The organism is Actinokineospora pegani (assembly GCF_009745975.1).
GTDB classification, from domain to species: Bacteria; Actinomycetota; Actinomycetes; order Mycobacteriales; family Pseudonocardiaceae; genus Actinokineospora; species Actinokineospora pegani.
In genome coordinates this window covers 27,284-47,056 of the sequence record NZ_WHOL01000044.1, presented here as the reverse complement: position 1 = coordinate 47,056, position 19,773 = coordinate 27,284, and the positions used below count along the sequence as shown (strand labels likewise).

19 protein-coding genes are annotated in these 19,773 nt (G+C 72.1%); 17 read left to right on the top strand and 2 right to left on the bottom strand.

Translation table 11 applies throughout. The features are described 5' to 3' along the window. Positions 1–760: 760 nt before the first annotated feature. The 5 genes from aroC (at position 761) to GCL84_RS03605 (ending at position 5,662) form a co-directional block, all read left to right on the top strand. Positions 761–1,951: a chorismate synthase gene (aroC, locus tag GCL84_RS03625; RefSeq protein ID WP_156753893.1), complete on the top strand. Its 1,191-nt coding sequence runs from the start codon at positions 761–763 to the stop codon at positions 1,949–1,951. Continuing rightward, entirely contained in the window at positions 1,948–2,481 is a 534-nt protein-coding gene (locus tag GCL84_RS03620; RefSeq protein ID WP_156753892.1) for a shikimate kinase, read from the top strand. The genes aroC and GCL84_RS03620 overlap by 4 nt, the downstream gene beginning before the upstream one ends. Further along, positions 2,478–3,590 carry a 3-dehydroquinate synthase gene (gene aroB, locus GCL84_RS03615; protein WP_197522994.1) on the top strand — a complete coding sequence of 371 codons (1,113 nt, stop codon included), beginning with the start codon at positions 2,478–2,480 and terminating at the stop codon, positions 3,588–3,590. Before GCL84_RS03620 ends, aroB begins: the two co-directional genes overlap by 4 nt. Beyond that, complete coding sequence (aroQ, locus tag GCL84_RS03610) at positions 3,587–4,018, top strand: type II 3-dehydroquinate dehydratase (protein ID WP_156753891.1); 432 nt, start codon at positions 3,587–3,589, stop codon at positions 4,016–4,018. Before aroB ends, aroQ begins: the two co-directional genes overlap by 4 nt. A gap of 141 nt (positions 4,019–4,159) precedes the next feature. Further along, positions 4,160–5,662 (top strand): glycoside hydrolase family protein, encoded by a 1,503-nt coding sequence (locus GCL84_RS03605; RefSeq protein WP_156753890.1) that lies wholly within the window; start codon positions 4,160–4,162, stop codon positions 5,660–5,662. Here the strand turns inward: GCL84_RS03605 and GCL84_RS03600 are convergent. After that, entirely contained in the window at positions 5,649–6,089 is a 441-nt protein-coding gene (locus GCL84_RS03600; RefSeq protein ID WP_156753889.1) for a B-4DMT family transporter, read from the bottom strand. The genes GCL84_RS03605 and GCL84_RS03600 overlap by 14 nt on opposite strands. Before the next feature lie 87 nt (positions 6,090–6,176). Here GCL84_RS03600 and GCL84_RS03595 point away from each other — a divergent pair, with 87 nt between their 5' ends. Genes GCL84_RS03595 through nusB form a run of 3 tightly spaced genes read left to right on the top strand, consistent with a single transcriptional unit; the run spans position 6,177 to position 8,270 of the window. Then, positions 6,177–7,244 carry a M24 family metallopeptidase gene (locus GCL84_RS03595; RefSeq protein WP_156753888.1) on the top strand — a complete coding sequence of 356 codons (1,068 nt, stop codon included), beginning with the start codon at positions 6,177–6,179 and terminating at the stop codon, positions 7,242–7,244. A 41-nt stretch (positions 7,245–7,285) separates the two neighbouring features. Beyond that, positions 7,286–7,849 (top strand): elongation factor P, encoded by a 564-nt coding sequence (gene efp, locus GCL84_RS03590; RefSeq protein WP_156753887.1) that lies wholly within the window; start codon positions 7,286–7,288, stop codon positions 7,847–7,849. A gap of 1 nt (position 7,850) precedes the next feature. Next, a complete protein-coding gene (gene nusB, locus GCL84_RS03585) occupies positions 7,851–8,270 on the top strand; it encodes a transcription antitermination factor NusB (protein ID WP_156753886.1) in 420 nt (139 codons plus the stop codon). Positions 8,271–8,425: 155 nt separating this feature from the next. Here the strand turns inward: nusB and bldD are convergent, their stop codons facing one another. After that, positions 8,426–8,914 carry a transcriptional regulator BldD gene (bldD, locus tag GCL84_RS03580; protein WP_018686187.1) on the bottom strand — a complete coding sequence of 163 codons (489 nt, stop codon included), beginning with the start codon at positions 8,912–8,914 and terminating at the stop codon, positions 8,426–8,428. A 254-nt stretch (positions 8,915–9,168) separates the two neighbouring features. Here bldD and pyrR point away from each other — a divergent pair, with 254 nt between their 5' ends. Genes pyrR through pyrF form a run of 9 tightly spaced genes read left to right on the top strand, consistent with a single transcriptional unit; the run spans position 9,169 to position 19,587 of the window. Then, entirely contained in the window at positions 9,169–9,756 is a 588-nt protein-coding gene (gene pyrR, locus GCL84_RS03575; protein WP_156753885.1) for a bifunctional pyr operon transcriptional regulator/uracil phosphoribosyltransferase PyrR, read from the top strand. Then, a complete protein-coding gene (locus GCL84_RS03570; protein ID WP_156753884.1) occupies positions 9,753–10,703 on the top strand; it encodes an aspartate carbamoyltransferase catalytic subunit in 951 nt (316 codons plus the stop codon). Before pyrR ends, GCL84_RS03570 begins: the two co-directional genes overlap by 4 nt. Continuing rightward, positions 10,700–11,992 (top strand): dihydroorotase, encoded by a 1,293-nt coding sequence (locus GCL84_RS03565; RefSeq protein ID WP_156753883.1) that lies wholly within the window; start codon positions 10,700–10,702, stop codon positions 11,990–11,992. The genes GCL84_RS03570 and GCL84_RS03565 overlap by 4 nt, the downstream gene beginning before the upstream one ends. Continuing rightward, positions 11,989–12,522, top strand: coding sequence for a PH-like domain-containing protein (locus GCL84_RS03560; RefSeq protein WP_156753882.1), 534 nt, complete (start codon positions 11,989–11,991; stop codon positions 12,520–12,522). Before GCL84_RS03565 ends, GCL84_RS03560 begins: the two co-directional genes overlap by 4 nt. Then, positions 12,515–13,639, top strand: a complete 1,125-nt coding sequence (carA, locus tag GCL84_RS03555; protein WP_156753881.1) for a glutamine-hydrolyzing carbamoyl-phosphate synthase small subunit — start codon at positions 12,515–12,517, stop codon at positions 13,637–13,639. The genes GCL84_RS03560 and carA overlap by 8 nt, the downstream gene beginning before the upstream one ends. Positions 13,640–13,662: 23 nt before the next feature. Next, positions 13,663–14,838, top strand: a complete 1,176-nt coding sequence (locus GCL84_RS03550; RefSeq protein WP_197522993.1) for an AAA family ATPase — start codon at positions 13,663–13,665, stop codon at positions 14,836–14,838. Next, on the top strand, positions 14,835–15,458 hold the full coding sequence (locus tag GCL84_RS03545) for a DUF4276 family protein (protein WP_156753879.1): 624 nt from the start codon (positions 14,835–14,837) through the stop codon (positions 15,456–15,458). Before GCL84_RS03550 ends, GCL84_RS03545 begins: the two co-directional genes overlap by 4 nt. After that, complete coding sequence (gene carB, locus GCL84_RS03540; RefSeq protein WP_156753878.1) at positions 15,458–18,769, top strand: carbamoyl-phosphate synthase large subunit; 3,312 nt, start codon at positions 15,458–15,460, stop codon at positions 18,767–18,769. The genes GCL84_RS03545 and carB overlap by 1 nt, the downstream gene beginning before the upstream one ends. After that, the gene (pyrF, locus tag GCL84_RS03535; RefSeq protein WP_156753877.1) at positions 18,766–19,587 is read left to right on the top strand and encodes an orotidine-5'-phosphate decarboxylase; all 822 of its coding nucleotides are present in this window, start codon (positions 18,766–18,768) and stop codon (positions 19,585–19,587) included. Before carB ends, pyrF begins: the two co-directional genes overlap by 4 nt. Positions 19,588–19,773 lie beyond the last annotated feature (186 nt).

Below are 19,773 nucleotides of genomic sequence, written 5' to 3'. Positions count from 1 at the left end.
GCCCGGCCCAACCCAGCCCGGTCCAGCCCAACCCAGCCCAGCCCGGTCCAAGCCGATTCGGCCCGGCCGGCCCTGCCCGACTCAACCGGGCCCTGCCCAGCCCGGTTCGCTCTGACCCGACTCAGCCCAACCCGATCCGCTCCGACCGGTCCGGTCCCACCCAGCTCAACCCAACCCAGCGCGGTCCGATCAACGGACCCCACCCCAGCTCGGTGCGGCCAACACAACTGGCTCGCCCATCCGGCTCACCCCCTTGCCAGCCCAGCCCAGCCACCCCGAACAGTGACCCAACCAGCCCAATCCTGACCAACCGCCCTGCTTAGTTACCTGCGCACCTCAACCTGGCTCAGTCGAGTCGCACCTGACCCGACCAACCACAACCACCGCCAACACGGCACGAACCTGACGCGGTCAAACCCCGGCCCGAAGTCCCGCCACCCAACTCCACCACCCCTGCCCGCCAAGCCGGCCGACCAACCAAACCTCCAGCCCACCCGACCAATCCCACCTCTCGCCGCGCCACCCCGACACTGCCCACTCGGCCAGAACCCCCACCAGGCACGGACCAGCCCAGCCCCACCCCGTGCGGCGACCTCAGCCCCACCCCACAAGCGCCGCTCAACCCACCCACCTGCGGCACACATCACCCTAGGTCACAACCCCCAACCACCACCGGACCCAGAGATACTCACCCGGGCGCGGAGCAACCCCCAACCGGGTTGACCTCGGCGGCATCCCGCTGACATGACAGGATTCAGACGTGCTTCGTTGGATTACTGCTGGAGAGTCGCACGGGCCCGAGCTGATGGCCGTGCTCGAGGGGATGCCCGCTGGGGTGGGGGTGACCTCGGCTGAGCTGGGCGAGCAGTTGGCGCGGCGGCGGCTGGGGTTCGGGCGGAGTCCTCGGATGGGGTTCGAGACCGACCAGGTGGAGTTCGTCGGCGGGGTCCGGCACGGGCTCACCCAGGGCGGGCCGGTGGCGGTGCGCATCGCCAACGCCGAGTGGCCCAAGTGGGAGAAGGTCATGTCGGCCGATCCGGTCGACCAGGCCGAGCTGGCCGAGTTGGGGCGCAACGAGCCGCTGACCAGGCCGCGGCCGGGGCACGCGGATCTGCCCGGCATGCAGAAGTACGACTTCCCCGAGGCTCGGCCGGTGCTCGAGCGCGCCAGTGCCCGGGAGACCGCCAGTAGGACGGCGCTGGGCACCGTCGCCAAGTCGTTCCTGCGGCAGTTGCTGGACATCGAGGTGGTCAGCCACGTCGTCTCGATCGGGGGGGCGGTCGCGCCGGAGGGGCCGTTGCCGTTGCCCTCGGACCTGGCGGCGATCGATGAGAGCCCGGTGCGGGCGTTCGGGCAGGTGGGCACCGACGCGATGGTCGCCGAGGTGGAGGCGGTCAAGAAGGCCGGGGACACCGTGGGCGGGGTCATCGAGGTGATCGCCTACGGGCTGCCGCCCGGTCTGGGGTCGCACGTGCACTGGGACCGGCGGTTGGACTCGCGGCTGGCCGGGGCGCTGATGGGCGTGCAGGCCATGAAGGGCGTCGAGGTCGGCGACGGGTTCACCACGGCCACCCGGTGGGGCAGCCAGGCGCACGACGAGATCGACCGGGACCCGGGGTCGGTGACCGGGGTGAGCAGGCGCTCGAACCGGGCCGGGGGCCTCGAGGGCGGCATCACCAACGGTGAGCCGCTGCGGGTGCGGGTGGCGATGAAGCCGATCTCCACCGTGCCCAGGGCGCTGTCCACCGTCGACGTGGTGACCGGGGAGCCCGCCGTGGCGATCCACCAGCGGTCGGACGTCTGCGCGGTGCCGCGCGCCGGGGTCGTCCTCGAGTCGGTGGTGGCGCTGGTGCTGGCCGAGGCCGCGTTGGAGAAGTTCGGCGGCGACTCGCTGAACGAGACCCGCCGCAACGCCGAGGGGTACCTCGAGGCGCTGCGGAAGCGCTGGTGAGCCCGGTCGCGGTGGTGGTCGGTCCGCCGGGGGCGGGCAAGACCACCGTCGGCGAGGCGTTGGCGGACGCGTTGGGGTTGGGGTTTCGCGACACCGACGCCGACATCGTCGCCGCGCAGGGCAGGCCGGTGACCGACATCTTCGCCACCGACGGCGAGGCGGTGTTCCGCGAGCTGGAGGAGCAGGCCGTCGCCGCGGGTCTGGCCGAGCACCCCGGGGTGCTGGCGCTGGGTGGCGGGGCCGTGCTCTCCGAGCGCACGCGGGAGCTGCTGGCCGCCCACCACGTGGTGTTCCTCAACGTGGGCATGGCCGAGGGGATGCGCCGCACCGGCCTGTCGGTGGCCCGGCCGCTGCTGGTCGGGATCAACCCGAGGGCCAAGTTCAAGGAGTTGCTCGAGGCGCGGCTGCCGCTCTACCGGCAGGTGGCCTCCGTCGAGGTGCTGACCGACGGCCGGGACCCGGTCGAGGTCGCCGCCGAGCTCGCGGGCGCGGTGCGCGCGGGGACTGACACAGACCAGGAAGGGCGTTGACGGTGCAGCCGGTTCGGATCAGGGTGGCCACCGGCCGCCCGTACGACGTGGTGATCGGCAGGGGGCTGCTCGACGAGGTCGTCGCCGCCGTGGCGGGGGCGTCGAAGGTGGCGATCATCCACCAGCCGACGCTCGCGGCCACCGCGGAGGCCACCCGCGACGAGCTGGTCAAGGCCGGGCTGGACGCGCACCGGGTGGAGATCCCGGACGCCGAGGACGGCAAGGCGCTGTCGGTGGCGGCGTTCTGCTGGGAGGTCTTCGGCCGGATGGGCCTCGACCGGCAGGGCGCGGTGCTGGCCCTGGGCGGCGGCGCGGTCACCGACCTGGGCGGGTTCGTCGCCGGGACCTGGATGCGCGGCATCAAGCTGGTCAACGTGCCGACCACGCTGCTGGCCATGGTCGACGCCGCCCTCGGCGGCAAGACCGGGATCAACACCGAGGCGGGCAAGAACCTGGTCGGGGTGATCCACGAGCCCTCGGCCGTCCTGGTCGACCTGGCCACCCTGTCCTCGCTGCCGCGCCACGACCTGGTCGCGGGCATGGCCGAGGTGGTCAAGGGCGGGTTCATCGGCGACCCGGTGATCCTCGACCTGATCGAGGCCGACCCGGCGGCGGCGCTGGACCCCGAGGGCGAGGTGCTGCCCGAGCTGATCCGGCGCAAGGTCCAGATCAAGGCCGACGTGGTCGCCGCCGACCTGCGCGAGTCCGACCTGCGGGAGATCCTCAACTACGGCCACACCCTGGGCCACGCCATCGAGCGCCGCGAGCGCTACCGCTGGCGCCACGGCGCGGCGATCAGCGTCGGCATGGTCTTCGCCGCCGAACTGGCCCGGCTCGCGGGCAAGCTCGACGACGCCACCGCCGACCGGCACCGCGCCGTGCTGACCACGCTGGGCCTGCCGGTCAGCTACGACGCGGACGCGCTGCCGCAGCTCGTGGAGTCCATGCTCGGGGACAAGAAGACCAAGTCCGGCGTGCTGCGCTTCGTCGTCCTCGACGGCCTGGCCAAGCCGACCCGGCTGGAGGGCCCGGACCCGGCGCTGCTGGCCGCCGCCTACTCGGCGGTGGCGGGCGAGGGCGGCAAGGGCCCGGGGGCGGTCCTGCTGTGAGGGTGCACGTCCTCAACGGCCCCAACCTGGGCAGGCTGGGCACCCGCGAGCCGGAGGTCTACGGCTCGACCACGCACGCCGACCTGGTCGCGCTGTGCGAGGCGACGGCGGCCGAGCTGGGCATCGAGGTGCTGGTCCGCCAGACCGACGCCGAGGCGCAGATGCTCGGCTGGCTGCACGAGGCCGCCGACGAGCGCGCGCCGGTCGTGCTCAACGCCGCCGCGTGGACGCACTACTCGATCGCGGTCCGCGACGCCGCCGCCCAGCTCAACGCCCCACTGCTGGAGGTGCACATCTCCAACGTGCACAAGCGGGAGCCCTTCCGGCACACCAGCCACCTCAGCGACATCGCCACCGGCGTGATCGTCGGCCTCGGCGTCGACGGGTACGCCCTGGCCCTGCGCTGGCTGGCGGCGAACGCGGGCTGAGCCCAGGTCTCGACGGACGCCTGGCCGCATGGCACAGGGCAGGAGGGCACGGGGCAGAGGCACGGGGCTCGCACAACCCGGCCTAGACTGTTCCCGGCGCCGATCCCCGACGGCGCCACTGGCACGGAGGTCCCCACCCGCATGCCGAGCAGGCTCCGGCGCGCCCTGACCTCGACCGCGACCGTGGTCGCCCTGGTCGCCGCGTCCGGGTGCACGATCGACGCCAAGGGCATCACCGAGCCCAGCGCGCCCCCCGGCACCACCGCCACGCCTCCGCCCCAGCAGGTCAACCCGGTCGTGCTCGGCACCGACCGGCCCCGCGCCAGCGGCGGCGTGGTCGCCGCGGGCGGGCTGGACGCGGTCTACAACTACGCGCCGACGCTGATCGTGGAGAACGGGGTGCACCGGATGTGGTGGTGCAGCCAGATCGGGACCGCCCTGCCGCCCGGCGACGACGTGCTCCACGCCGAGGCCCCGAGCCCCAACGGGCCGTTCGTCGCCCCGGACGGCTCCCCGGGGATGGCGGTGTTCTCCGGCAGCACGACCGGGTGGGACGGGGTGCACACCTGCGACCCGTCGGTGATCAAGGTCGCCGGGACCTACTACCTCTACTACACCGGCGCGGCGGGCGAGCACGCCTACGGCAACGCCATCGGGCTGGCCACCAGCCCGGACGGTCGGAGTTGGACCAGGGCCAACGGCGGGCAGCCGATCGTCACCTCGGCCAACGACGTGGGCAGGGAGAACACCTACGGCGCGGGCCAGCCCGCGGTCGTGCACCTCGACGGCTGGTTCTACCTGATGTTCACCGACACCACCGGCCGCGGCGCGGGCTTCAACGGGGCGGGCCAGTTCGTCCTGCGCTCCCGCGACCCGGCCTTCGGCGCGGACGTGGAGGCGCTCGGTGAGGGCGGCTTCGCCCGGGCCACCGGCACCGAGGTCCGCGAGCGCTCGGTGGTCGACGCGTTCAGCGCCGACATCATGTGGGTCGACCCGCTCAACGCCTTCGCCATCGCCCACGAGACCAGCGACGGCACCACCCTGACCTTCTGGGACGTCGGGTTCACCCGCCACCCGCACGAGCCGGTGACCATCCCCGGCCCGTGGAAGGAGGGCCCCGGCCTGGTCCGCGACCCCGAGGGGCACGCGCTGCCGTCGTTGGAGGACCCGTGCCAGCGGCTCCCGGTCGACCTCGTGCGGGCCACCGCGCACCGCGACGCCCCGACCGACCTGCGTGCCTTCGGCGCCGACCTCACCGGCACCGCGGCCTGCCTGGACCCGCAGCGCGCGCTGCGCACCCTGGAGGGCTTCGCCATGCCCTCACCCGCGCGCACCGTCGACATGGTCGTGCACGGCGGGGTCGTGCGCATCGAGCGCCGCAGCGTCGCCGAGCGGCTGGCGCTGCGCATCCTCGACCACCGCGTCCCCGCGCTCGACGCGGTGCCGGTCGCGGCCCACCTCGGCGCCTCGGCCACCGCCATCGAGTCCCCGCCCCGCGGGATGGGGCTCGTCCTCGACGACAAGCGGCTCTGGGCCCTGTCCGACCCCATCCTGGCCGCGCTCAACGCCTCCACGTTCGACAAGGTGTCACCCCTCGAGTGGGACGCCTACCAGCGCGGCCCCGACCTCGTCAGCCGCCGTTAGCCCGCGGCCGCGGCTCGACCTCGGCGCCCACAGCGCGCCCGCCCTCCAAACGCGGCCCCACCACCAACCCCAGCCCCGCGGGCAACAACACCAACAACGCCGAGAACGCCGCCCCACCCGTCAGCGCCTGCCCCAGCGAACTGACACCGGTCTGATCCACGAACAACGCCCGCCCGACCACCGACAACACCGCGGACCCCACACCCGCCACCACCGAGGCCAGCACCCACGCCCACCCGCGCCCAGGAACCACCCGCCACCCGTCAACCGCCGCCCACACAGCGGCGACACCCACCAGCACACCGAGGGAAACCGCCTCGACCACGGTCTGCCCCGTGGGGTTGGCCGCCTTCACCCCCGCGACCACCACCGTGATGACCGCGTGCACGACCGCCAGAACCGCTCCCCGAACCACCCACAGACGCATCACCAGAGCCTAAGCGCAGGTGCGCCCCCGTGTCCGGGGCGGCGAGCGCCAACCGGGTGGAGGGCGGTCGAGACGTAGGCTCCCGGCATGGCAACCCACGCTCACCGGCGAGCCGCGCTCAGGCAACTCCTGGCGGCCCGCGAACTCGACGCGCTCCTGGTCACGGACCTGGTGAACATCAGGTACCTGACCGGTTTCACCGGTTCCAACGCCGCACTCCTCGTCACCCACGCGGAGGAGAGCAGCCTGTTCTGCACCGACGGGCGCTACATCGAGCAGGCGGCGGTGGAGGTCCCCGACCTGACCACCCTCGACGGGCGCGCGAGCGCCCAGGTCCTCGCCGAGCGGGCCGCGGGCGCGGTCGGCTTCGAGTCGCGGCACGTGACCGTTGACGGCCTCGACGAGTTGCAGGGGCGCAGCCGGGCGCGGTTCACCCGGGCGCCGGATCTCGTCGAGCGGCTGCGGCTGGTCAAGGACGAACGCGAGGTCGAGGCGCTGCGGATGGCGTGTGCCGCCGCCGACCGGGCGTTGGCCGACCTGGTCGAGCGCGGGGGGCTGGTGGGGCGGACCGAGCAGGAGGTCGCGCTCGACCTGGAGCGGCGGATGCTCGACCACGGCGCCGAGGAGCGGTCGTTCCCCAGCATCGTGGCCGCGGGCGCCAACTCCGCCGTCCCGCACCACCGGCCGGGCGCCGCGGTGCTGCGGACCGGCGACTTCCTCAAGCTCGACTTCGGCGCGACCGTCGACGGCTACCACTCCGACATGACCCGCACCCTCGTCCTGGGCAAGGCGGCCGACTGGCAGCGGGAGGTCTACGACCTCGTCGCGCGGTCGCAGCAGGCGGGGGTGGACGCGCTCGCGCCGGGCGTGGCGGCCAGGGACGTCGACCGGGCCGCGCGCGCGGTGGTCGAGGCGGCGGGGGAGGGGGAGCGGTTCGTCCACGGCCTCGGCCACGGCGTCGGACTGCAGGTCCACGAGGCCCCCAGCCTGGCCAAGACCGCCGAAGGTACACTCTCCGTCGGTATGGCGGTCACCGTCGAACCGGGTGTGTACCACTCCGGCCGCGGCGGCGTCCGCATCGAGGACACGCTCGTCGTGCGGGACACCGGTCCCGAGCTCCTCACGCTGACCACCAAGCAGCTCATGGTCGTCTGACCCACGGCCATCCACGCGCTGATTACAGGAGATCGAAGCAAGTGGCCTCGACGAACGACCTGAAGAACGGCCTGGTGCTCAACCTCGAGGGCCAGCTCTGGACCGTCACCGAGTTCCAGCACGTCAAGCCGGGCAAGGGCCCCGCCTTCGTGCGGACCAAGCTCAAGCACGTGATGACCGGGAAGGTCGTCGACAAGACCTTCAACGCCGGGGTCAAGGTCGAGACCGCCACCGTGGACCGCCGCGACATGACCTACCTGTACAACGACGGCACCGAGTACTACTTCATGGACGGCGACACCTTCGAGCAGATCGGCATCTCCGTCGAGGTGGTCGGCGACGCCGCGAAGTTCCTGCTCGAGAACGGCAAGGCCACCATCTCCTCGCACGAGGGCGTGCCGCTGTTCATCGAGCTACCGACCTCGGTCGAGCTGGTCATCGAGCACACCGACCCCGGCCTGCAGGGCGACCGCTCCACCGGCGGCACCAAGCCCGCCAAGCTGGAGACCGGCGCCGAGATCCAGGTGCCGCTGTTCGTCACCACCGGCGAGAAGGTCAAGGTCGACACCCGCGACGGGCGCTACCTCGGCCGCGTCAGCAGCTGACGTGGGAGCCCGCAGCAAGGCCCGCAAGCGCGCCGTCGACCTGCTGTTCGAGGCGGCGGTGCGCGGCAGCGACCCGGTGACCATCATGGCCGACCGGGTCGGCTCGCCGGACGTGCCGCCGATCAACGACTACACCGTGGCGCTGGTCGAGGGCATCAGCTCGCACCGCACCCGGATCGACGAGCTGCTCACCGAGCACGCCGAGGGCTGGTCGCTGGCCAGGATGCCCGCGGTCGACCTCGCCGTGCTGCGGCTGGGCCTCTACGAGCTGCTCTGGGCCCAGGACGTGCCCGACGCGGTCGCGATCGATGAGGCCGTGCAACTGGCCAAGTCGCTGTCCACCGACGACTCGCCGCGGTTCATCAACGGCGTGCTCGGCCGCATCGCCGGTATCGCCGACCGCCTCCGCGCCACCCTGTAGCGCTGACGCCGGAGAAGCCCGCACACGGACCTGTGTGCGGGCTTCTCCGGCGTCTGGAACGCCCGACCCGCTCGCGCCGCCAGCCGCACGTCCCCACCTGGGCCGGGGACGGCACCGGGTGGGGAAGTGGGGGCGGGAGGGCGGCAGCGCTCGGCTCAGTCCTCCTTGGAGGGCCTGGCCTCGGGCGGGAGCACCCCCCAGTCGATGAGCTGCTCGGTGAGCTCACCCGGGGTCATGTCGTAGATGATCGCCAGCGACCGCAGGTCCTCGGTGCGGATGGACAGGACCTTGCCGTTGTAGTCGCCGCGCTGGCTCTGGATGGTCGCGGCGTAGCGGGCCAGCGGGCCCACCTTCTCGGCAGGGAGCTGTTGCAGCCGCTCCAGGTTGATCACGATCTTGGTGGCGGGCTCGGCCCCGGAGGGAACGCGGCCCTCCGGCAGCAGCTCCACCACCGGGACGCCGTAGAAGTCCGCCAGTTCGGCGAGCTTCTGCACGGTCACCGCGCGGTCGCCGCGCTCGTAGGAGCCGACGACCACCGCCTTCCAGCGGCCACCGGACTTCTGCTCGACGCCGTGCAACGACAGCCCCTGCTGCTGGCGGATGGCACGGAGCTTGGCTCCCAGCGCCTTGGCGTAGTCGCCCATACGGCGGTTCTCCATTTCCTTCGCCCCGTCGGCGCTCAAGCCCGCCGCGGGTAGCTTCACCTCAACACGCAGAGTAATGGTTACCCACAGTTGCCACCAGGTCAAGCCGATCCGGCGTCCGGGCGTCGCCGAAGCCACATCCACCACCCGTTCGAAACCGGCTGTGACCCTGATACGGTCGCACCGATCCCAGGTCAGAGGATCGACCGACATCCTTTAAGGACCCGTCCGGTGAGGCGGGGAAGGAGTCCGCCGTGCCGCCGCGAGACCGTGGCGCGCCGGAACCGGCCGGGCAGCGCGAGCTGCTGTCGGCCGGAGACGTCGCGCGCACCATCGCCCGAATGGCCCATCAGGTCATCGAGAAGACATCGCTCGGTGCTTCCGGCGCCGCGCCGGTCGTCCTGCTCGGCATCCCCACCAGGGGCGCGCCGCTGGCGACCAGGCTGGCCGAGCGGATAGCCGAGTTCTCCGGTGTGAGCGTGCCCACCGGCGCGCTCGACATCACCCTCTACCGCGACGACCTGCGCCGCAGGCCGACCCGCCCGATCGGCGAGACCGCGCTGCCGCCCGGCGGCGTCGACGACGCCCTGGTCGTGCTCGTCGACGACGTGCTGTTCTCCGGCCGCACCATCCGCGCCGCCCTCGACGCGCTGCGCGACGCGGGCCGCCCGCGCGCGGTGCAGCTCGCGGTGCTGGTCGACCGCGGCCACCGCGAGCTGCCCATCCGCGCCGACTACGTGGGCAAGAACGTGCCCACGGCGCGCTCGGAGGAGGTCCGCGTGCTGCTGGCCGAGACCGACGGCCGCGACGGCGTCGTGCTGTTCCGGGAAGGAGACGGGTGAAACACCTGCTGGGCACCGAGGGCCTCGACCGCGACACCGCGCTCGCCGTGCTGGACACCTCGGACGGTCTCAAGCGGACGCTGCTGGGCCGGGAGGTGCGCAAGCTGCCGACGCTGCGCGGCCGGACCGTGATCACGATGTTCTACGAGAACTCCACCCGCACCCGCGTGTCCTTCGAGATCGCCGGGAAGTGGATGAGCGCCGACGTGGTCAACGTCTCCGCAGGCGGGTCCTCGGTGAGCAAGGGCGAGTCGCTGCGCGACACGGCGCTGACCCTGGCCGCCGCGGGCGCCGACTGCGTGATCGTGCGCCACCCCGCCTCCGGGGCCGCGCACCGGCTGGCCGGGTGGCTGGCCGAGGCCGGGACCAGCGTGGTCAACGCGGGCGACGGCACCCACGAGCACCCCACCCAGGCGCTGCTGGACGCGGCCACGCTGCGGGACCGGCTCGGCGACCTCGCGGGCAAGCGGATCGGCGTGGTCGGCGACGTGCTGCACAGCCGGGTCGCCCGGTCCAACGTGCACCTGCTGACCACCCTGGGCGCGGAGGTCGTGCTCATCGCCCCGCCGACCCTGCTGCCCACCGGGGTGGCGGGCTGGCCGGTCGGCGCGGGCGGGTCGCTGGTGGTCACCCACGAGCTCGACGCCGAGCTGCCCGGCCTGGACGCGGTGATGATGCTGCGGGTGCAGGCCGAGCGCATGCACGGCGGGTTCTTCCCGTCGGCCCGCGAGTACGCCATCGCCTACGGCCTCAACGCGAACCGGCTCTCGCTGCTGCCCGCGCACGCCCCCGTGCTGCACCCGGGCCCGATGCTGCGCGGCATGGAGATCTCCGCCGCCGTGGCCGACTCGCCCCGGGCCGCCATCACCCAGCAGGTCACCAACGGCGTGCACGTGCGCATGGCCGTGCTGTACCACCTGCTGGCCGGAGAAGAGGATCAATCGTGAGCAGCCTGCTCATCCGGGGCGCCAAGCCCTACGGCGAGGGCGAGCCGGTGGACATCCTGGTCCGCGACGGCGTCATCGCCGCCATCGAGCCCAAGATCGATCACGACGCCGACGAGGTGCTGGACGCGGGCGGCCTGGTCGCCCTGCCCGGGTTCGTCGATCTGCACACCCACCTGCGCGAACCCGGCCGCGAGGACACCGAGACCATCGAGACCGGGTCGCGGGCCGCGGCGCTGGGCGGGTACACCGCCGTGTTCGCCATGGCCAACACCGACCCGGTCGCCGACAACGCCGTGGTCGTCGAGCACGTGTGGCGGCGCGGCCGGGAGGTCGGCCTGGTCGACGTGCACCCGGTCGGCGCGGTCACCGTCGGGCTCAAGGGCGAGCGGCTCGCCGAGCTGGGCACGATGGCCCGGTCCGCGGCGGGCGTGCGGGTGTTCTCCGACGACGGCCTGTGCGTGGCCGACCCGCTGATCATGCGCCGGGCCCTGGAGTACACCAAGGCGCTCGACGCGGTGGTCGCCCAGCACGCCGAGGAGCCCCGGCTGACCGTCGGCGCGCAGGCGCACGAGGGCGAGCTGGCCGCGCGGCTGGGCCTGGCCGGGTGGCCCGCGGTGGCCGAGGAGTCGATCGTGGCCCGCGACTGCCTGCTGGCCCGCCACGTCGGCGCCCGGCTGCACGTCTGCCACGTCTCCACCGCGGGCACCGCGGACGTGCTGCGCTGGGCCAAGGCCCGCGGCACCACCGTCTCCGCCGAGGTCACCCCGCACCACCTGCTGCTCGACGACTCGCGGCTGAGCACCTACGACCCGGTCAACAAGGTCAACCCGCCGCTGCGCACGAGCACCGACGCCGCCGCCCTGCGCGCCGCGCTCGCGGACGGCACAGTGGACTGCGTGGCCACCGACCACGCCCCGCACGCGGCGCAGGACAAGGACTGCGAGTGGTCCGCCGCGCGGCCGGGGATGCTGGGCCTGCAGACCGCGCTGCCGATCGTCGTGCAGACGATGGTCGGCCCCGGGCTGCTGGACTGGCGCGGCGTGGCGCGGGTGATGAGCGAGCGCCCCGCCGAGATCGCCGGGCTGGCCGACCACGGCCGCCCGATCGCCGTCGGCGAGCCCGCCACCCTGGCGCTGGTCGACCCGGCGGGCCGCTGGACCGTGCGCGGGGCCGACCTGGCCAGCGTCGCCGCGAACACTCCCTACGAGGGCATGGAGCTGCCGGGCGTCGTCGTGGCGACCCTGCTGCGCGGAGCCCTCACCGCCCGAGACGGGAAGGCCACCAAGTGACCCGCCTAGTGCTGACCCTGCTGACGCTGGCGGTGATCCTGCTGTTCGCCCTGCTCATGTGGTGGGGCTACCGCGGCCGCGCCCGCAGGCAGGCCGCGCAGCTCCCCGCCTTCCCGCCCGTGCCCGACGGTCTGCTGGCCAAGGCCCGCGCGGGCGAGCTGGAGGCGCTGCTGCCGCCGAGCACCGGCGTCTACGCCAGCACGGTGACCGAGGCGAGCTGGCAGGACCGGGTCGCCGTCGGCGACGTCGGCTTCCGCGCCAACGCCACCGCGCACCTGCTCCCCGACGGGGTGCTGTTCGACCGCGAGGGCGCCACGGCCGTGTGGATACCGGCGGCCGCCGTGCGCACCGCGCGCACCGAGGCCGGGATCGCCGGGAAGGTGATGGGCCGCGACGGCCTGCTCGTCGTCCGCTGGGACGTCGACGGGCACGGGTTCGACACCGGCTTCCGGGCCGACGACAAGGACGACTACGACAGGTGGGTGCCCGCTGTGCGCGCGCTGAACCCGGAGGTGAAGACCGGTGAGTGACACCAGTTCCCCCGCCGCGCTGGTCCTGGAGGACGGCCGGGTGTTCCCCGGCGAGGCCTACGGCGCGCGCGGCGCGAGCTTCGGCGAGGTGGTGTTCTGCACCGCCATGACCGGCTACCAGGAGACCCTGACCGACCCCTCCTACCACCGGCAGATCGTGGTGCAGACCGCCCCGCAGATCGGCAACACCGGCTGGAACGGCGAGGACGACGAGTCCGCCCGCATCTGGGTGTCGGGCTACGTCGTGCGCGACCCCGCGCGCGTCCCGTCGAACTGGCGCTCCACCGGGACCCTCGACGCCGCGCTGGTCGACGGCGGCGTCATCGGCATCAGCGGCGTCGACACCCGCTCGCTGACCCGGCACCTGCGCGAGCGCGGGGCGATGCGCGCCGGGGTGTTCTCCGGCGAGGCGCTGCGCGACCGCGACGCGATGGTCGCGCGCGTGCTGGAGAGCCCGAAGATGGCCGGGTCCGAGCTGGCGGGCGAGGTCACCACCGCTGAGGCCTACGTCGTGCCCGCCGACGGCGAGCGCCGCTTCCGGGTGGCCGCGATCGACCTGGGCATCAAGTCCAACACCCCCCGGATGCTGGCCGCCCGGGGCGTCGAGACCCACGTCCTGCCCTCCACCGCCACCATCGACGACGTCCTCGCCGTCGAGCCCGACGGCGTCTTCCTGTCCAACGGCCCCGGCGACCCCGCCACCGCCGACGGGCCGGTCGCGCTGACCAGGGCCGTGCTGGAGCGCGAGATCCCGCTGTTCGGCATCTGCTTCGGCAACCAGATCCTCGGCCGCGCCCTGGGCCTGGACACCTACAAGCTGCGCTACGGCCACCGCGGCGTGAACATCCCGGTGATCGACGTGGCCACCGGCAAGGTCGCGATCACCTCGCAGAACCACGGCTTCGCCCTCGCGGGCGAGCCGGGCAAGCCCTTCGACACCCCGTTCGGGGCCGCCGAGGTCAGCCACTACTGCCCCAACGACGGCTGCGTCGAGGGCGTGCGGGCGCTGGACGTGCCCGCCTTCTCCGTGCAGTACCACCCCGAGGCCGCCGCGGGCCCGCACGACGCCGCGGACCTGTTCGACCGCTTCGCCGAGCTGATGGAGGGCAACCGCTGATGGCCGCCCGGGCTGGGAAACCAGTGATCGCGAAGTTGCGAATACGCAACTACCGGGTGCTCCGCGATGTCACCTTTGAAGATCTCACGCCGCTGACGGTGCTTTTCGGTCCAAATGGAAGTGGGAAGTCCACCGTATTCGACGTTTTTGCCTTTTTGCACGAGGCTTTTACCACCAATCTGCGCCGAGCGTGGGACGGCCGCAACCGGTTGAGCGAGATTCGCAGCCGGGGGGCCGAGGGACCTGTCGAGTTTGAGCTGAAGTACCGGGAGACCCCCAGTTCGCGGCTTGTGACCTACAAGCTTGCGCTCGACGAAAGGGGGGGAGGCCCTGTCGTCGTCGACGAACGACTGCAGTGGAACACCGCTCCCGGGTCTGGGCGTCCGCGCGACATCCTCTCGTTCTCCGAGGGGGTAGGCGAGGTCTACGACGAGCAAGCGGGCATCAAGGTGTCGGAGCGGCTCGACTCGCCTGATCTGCTCGCGGTGAGCAGCCTGGGCCAGCTCAGCCGCTACCCGCAGGTCTCCGCGCTGCGGCGGTTCATCACGGGTTGGTACCTGTCGTACTTGAACATCGACCTGGTCCGGTCCCAGCCGATGGCTGGTCCCCAGGAGCGGTTGTCGGTCACCGGTGACAACTTGGCCAACGTCATCCAGTACCTCGGCGAGCAGCACCCCGACCGCCTTGCCACCATTTTCGACGTGCTGGGCAGGCGAATCCCATCGCTGGAGAGCGTCGAATCCGAGCAGATGGCTGACGGCAGGCTCTTGCTGAGGCTGAAGGACAAACCGTTCGACGCGCCCGTGCTCGCCAAGTTCGTGTCGGACGGCACGCTGAAGCTCCTCGCCTACCTCACCGTGTTGTACGACCCCGACCCGGCCTCGATTGTCGGCATCGAGGAGCCGGAGAACCAGTTGCACCCGCGACTCCTGTTCGACCTCGCGGAGGAAGCCCGTTCCGCCGCCGGGCGAAGCCAGATGCTGGTGACGACGCACTCTCCGTACTTTGCTGACGCGCTGCGCCCGAATGAGCTTTGGGTCCTTTTCCGGGATGAGACGGGCTACGCCCGGACGATGCGTGCGTCCGACATCCGGGAGCTGACTGACATGGTGGACGCGGGTGGCTCCCTGGGCAGCCTGTGGATGGAGGGCTATTTCGGGGTTGGCGATCCGCTGGTCAGGTCGGGGCGACCGCGATGACCACGGGCGAGTACCTCGAGGTCCTCGTTGAGGAGCGGTCAGCGGCTGCGGCGCTGCGGCGCCTGCTGCCCAAGATCGTTCCAGCCGTGTCATTCGAGATTCGGGAGTTCAACGGCAAGACCACCTTGTTGAAGAACCTCCCTTCTCGTCTCGCCGGTTATGCGAAGAGGTTGCGTTGGCAGCCGGTCAAGATCGTGATCTTGGTCGATCGGGACGATGACGACTGCGTCGAGTTGAAGCGCGACCTTGATCGCATGGCCGAAGACGCGGGCCTGGTCGTTACGGGCAGGCCAGGTGATGTGCACTTGGTGAACAGGATCGCGATCGAGGAACTCGAAGCTTGGTTCTTCGGCGATGTGCCCGCGATCAACCGAGCGTATCCGAAGGTTCCGCTCAGCCTGGGGAGCAAGGCGGGGTTTCGTGATCCTGACGCGATCAAGGGCGGGACGTGGGAGGCGTTGGAGCGGGTCTTCAAATCCCACGGGTACCACCAGTCCGGTCTCCGCAAATTGGAGGCGGCTGACGCCATTGCCTTGACCATGAATGTCGAGGCTAATGAATCCGCAAGTTTCCAGAAGTTCCGCGACGGTGTTCGTCGTTTGATGGAGGGCAGCAACTGATGGCCAAGCGCGAGGACATCAAGCACGTGCTGGTGATCGGGTCCGGCCCGATCGTCATCGGCCAGGCCTGCGAGTTCGACTACTCCGGGACCCAGGCCTGCCGGGTGCTGCGCGAGGAGGGCATCCGGGTCAGCCTGGTCAACTCCAACCCGGCCACGATCATGACCGACCCGGAGTTCGCCGACGCGACCTACATCGAGCCGATCACGCCCGAGTTCGTGGAGAAGGTCATCGCCGCCGAGCGCCCGGACGCGATCCTGGCGACCCTCGGCGGGCAGACCGCGCTCAACACCGCGGTCGCCCTGCACGAGCGCGGGACCCTGGCCAAGTACGACGTCGAGCTGATCGGCGCCGACATCGACGCCATCCAGCGCGGCGAGGACCGGCAGAAGTTCAAGGACATCGTCGCCGAGATCGGCGGCGAGACCCCGCGCAGCCGGGTCTGCCACTCCATGGCCGAGGTGCGCGAGACCGTCGAGGAGCTGGGCCTGCCGGTCGTCATCCGGCCCTCGTTCACCATGGGCGGCCTCGGCTCCGGCCTGGCCTACACCGCCGAGGACCTCGAGCGGCTGGCGTCGCTGGGGCTCACCGAGTCCCCGGTGACCGAGGTGCTCATCGAGGAGTCCGTGCTCGGCTGGAAGGAGTTCGAGCTGGAGCTGATGCGCGACAAGCGCGACAACGTCGTCGTCATCTGCTCCATCGAGAACATCGACGCCATGGGCGTGCACACCGGCGACTCGGTGACCGTCGCCCCGGCGATGACGCTGACCGACCGCGAGTACCAGCACATGCGCGACGTGGGCATCGACGTGCTGCGCGCGGTCGGCGTCGAGACCGGCGGCTGCAACATCCAGTTCGCCATCCACCCGCAGACCGGGCGGATGGTCGTCATCGAGATGAACCCGCGGGTGTCGCGGTCCTCGGCGCTGGCGTCGAAGGCCACCGGCTTCCCGATCGCCAAGATCGCCGCCAAGCTGGCCATCGGCTACACCCTCGACGAGATCACCAACGACATCACCAAGGAGACCCCGGCCTCCTTCGAACCCACGCTCGACTACGTCGTGGTCAAGGTCCCCCGGTTCGCCTTCGAGAAGTTCCCCGGCGCCGACCCGACGCTGACCACCACGATGAAGTCCGTCGGCGAGGCGATGGCCATCGGCCGCAGCTTCCCCGAGGCGCTGGGCAAGGCGCTGCGGTCGATGGAGACCAAGGCCGCCGGGTTCTGGACCACGCCCGACCCGGACCCGGTGACCCTCGATGGGGCCATCGACGCGCTGCGCACCCCGCACGACGGCAGGCTCTACACCCTCGAGCGGGCGCTGCGGATGGGCGCGACGATCGACGAGGTGCACCAGGCCAGCGGCATCGACCCGTGGTTCATCGACCAGATCGCCGCGCTGGAGGAGCTGCGCGCGGAGATCATCGACGCGCCCGTGCTCGACGGCCTGCTGCTGCGCCGGGCCAAGCGCTCCGGCCTGTCCGACCGGCAGATCGCCGCGCTGCGCCCCGAGCTGGCTGGCGAGGACGGGGTGCGCACGCTGCGCCACCGCCTCGGCGTGCGGCCGGTGTACAAGACCGTCGACACCTGCGCGGCCGAGTTCGCCGCCACCACCCCGTACCACTACTCGGCCTACGAGCTCGACCCCGACGCCGAGACCGAGGTGGCCCCGCAGCGCGACCGGCCCAAGGTGCTGATCCTGGGCTCCGGGCCCAACCGCATCGGGCAGGGCATCGAGTTCGACTACTCCTGCGTGCACGCGGCGATGGCGCTGCGCGAGGCCGGGTTCGAGACCGTGATGGTCAACTGCAACCCGGAGACCGTCTCCACCGACTACGACACCTCCGACCGGCTCTACTTCGAGCCGCTGACCTTCGAGGACGTCCTCGAGGTCGTGCACGCCGAGCAGGTCTCGGGCACCGTCGCGGGCGTCGTGGTGCAGCTCGGCGGGCAGACCCCGCTCGGCCTGGCGCAGCGGCTGGCCGACGCGGGCGTGCCGATCGTGGGCACCCCGCCGGAGGCCATCCACCTCGCCGAGGACCGCGGCGCGTTCGGCGACGTGCTGACCGGCGCGGGCCTGCCCGCGCCCAAGTACGGCACCGCGACCTCCTTCGCCGGGGCCAAGCGGATCGCCGACGAGATCGGCTACCCGGTGCTGGTGCGCCCCTCCTACGTGCTCGGCGGGCGCGGCATGGAGATCGTCTACGACGAGGGGTCGCTGGCCGGCTACATCGAGCGCGCCACCGAGGTCTCCCCGGAGCACCCGGTGCTGGTCGACCGGTTCCTCGACGACGCCATCGAGATCGATGTCGACGCGCTCTGCGACGGCACCGAGGTCTACCTCGGCGGCGTCATGGAGCACATCGAGGAGGCGGGCATCCACTCCGGCGACTCGGCGTGCGCGCTGCCGCCGATCACGCTGGGCAAGATGGACCTCGACGCCGTGCGCCGCTCCACCGAGGCCATCGCCTTCGGCGTCGGGGTGCGCGGCCTGCTCAACGTCCAGTACGCGCTCAAGGACGACGTGCTCTACGTGCTGGAGGCCAACCCGCGCGCCAGCCGCACCGTGCCGTTCGTGTCCAAGGCGACCGCCGCGCCGCTGGCCAAGGCCGCCGCCCGGGTGATGCTCGGCGCCACCATCGCCGAGCTGCGCGCCGAGGGCATGCTCAACGCCGTCGGCGACGGCGCGGAGCTGCCGGAGGGCGCGCCCGTCGCGGTCAAGGAGGCGGTGCTGCCCTTCCACCGGTTCCGCACCAAGGACGGCCAGGGCGTCGACTCGCTGCTGAGCCCGGAGATGAAGTCCACCGGCGAGGTCATGGGCATCGACTACTCGTTCGGCACCGCGTTCGCCAAGTCGCAGACGGCCTCCTACGGCTCGCTGCCCGGCAGCGGCAAGGTGTTCGTCTCGGTGGCCAACCGGGACAAGCGGGCGATCATCTTCCCGGTCAAGCGGCTCGCCGACCTGGGCTTCGAGATCCTGGCGACCTCGGGCACCGCGCTGGTGCTGCGCCGCAACGGCATCCCGTGCACGGTGGTGCGCAAGCACTTCGAGGGCGCGGACAACATCGTCGACCTGATCCGCGCGGGTGAGGTCGCCATGGTCGTCAACACCCCGTACGGCAACCACGGCCCGCGCGTCGACGGCTACGAGATCCGCACGGCGGCGGTGTCGCGCGACATCCCGTGCATCACCACGATCCAGGGCGCCGCGGCCGCGGTGCACGGCATCGAGGCGATGATCCGCGACGACATCGGGGTCCGGCCCCTGCAGGAGCTGCAGCGGGCCCTGCGCGCCGAGATGGCGGGCGAGTGAGCCCGTTCGGCGCCCGCCTGGCCGCCGCGGTGGCGGCCAGGGGGCCGCTGTGCGCGGGCATCGACCCGCACCCGGGCCTGCTGGCCGACTGGGGCCTGCCGCGCGACGCCGCGGGCCTGGAGCGGTTCGCGCGCACCGCCGTGGAGGCGCTGGCGGGCGAGGTGGCCGTGGTCAAGCCGCAGTCGGCGTTCTTCGAGGCGTTCGGGTCCCGGGGCGTGGCGGTGCTGGAGCGGGTCATCGCCGAGTCGCGGGCCGCGGGCGCGCTGGTGCTGCTCGACGTCAAGCGCGGCGACATCGGCTCGACCATGGCCGCCTACGCCGAGGCGTACCTGTCCGACGGGTCGCCGCTGGCCGCCGACGCGGTGACGCTGTCGCCGTTCCTCGGCTTCGGCTCGCTCGACCCGGCGCTGGACCTGGCCGCCGAGACCGGCCGCGGCGTGTTCGTGCTGGCGATGACCTCGAACGCGGAGGGCGCCTCGGTGCAGCGCGCGGTCGACGACCGCGGCCGCACCGTCGCGCAGAACGTCGTCGACGCCGCCGCCGCGCGCAACACCGGCGCGACCCCGCTCGGCTCGGTGGGCCTGGTCGTCGGCGCGACCGTGGGCGCCACCGGCCTGGACCTGTCCGCGCTCAACGGCCCGGTGCTGGCCCCCGGCCTCGGCGCCCAGGGCGCGGGGCCCGAGGACCTGCGCCGGGTGTTCGGGCCGTCGCAGGCGCACGTGCTGCCCGCCAGCTCGCGCGACATCCTGCGGCACGGCCCGGACCCGGTCGCGCTGGCGGCGGCCGCACGGGCGGTGAACGCCTCGCTGCTCGCCTGACTGGCGGGTTCGCGACAGAAGTCGATCATCGCGACGCGGCGCGGAAGAAGCGGCGAAATGGGTATTTGATGCCCGTTTCGCCGTTTTTTTCGGTCAAATGGCGTCTTCGCAGGTGAGAGGCCGCATGAAGCGAGTGGTCTGTCCGGGTGGGACCGTGCCGCGCTCCGGCGTGTCGCGCGCGACACT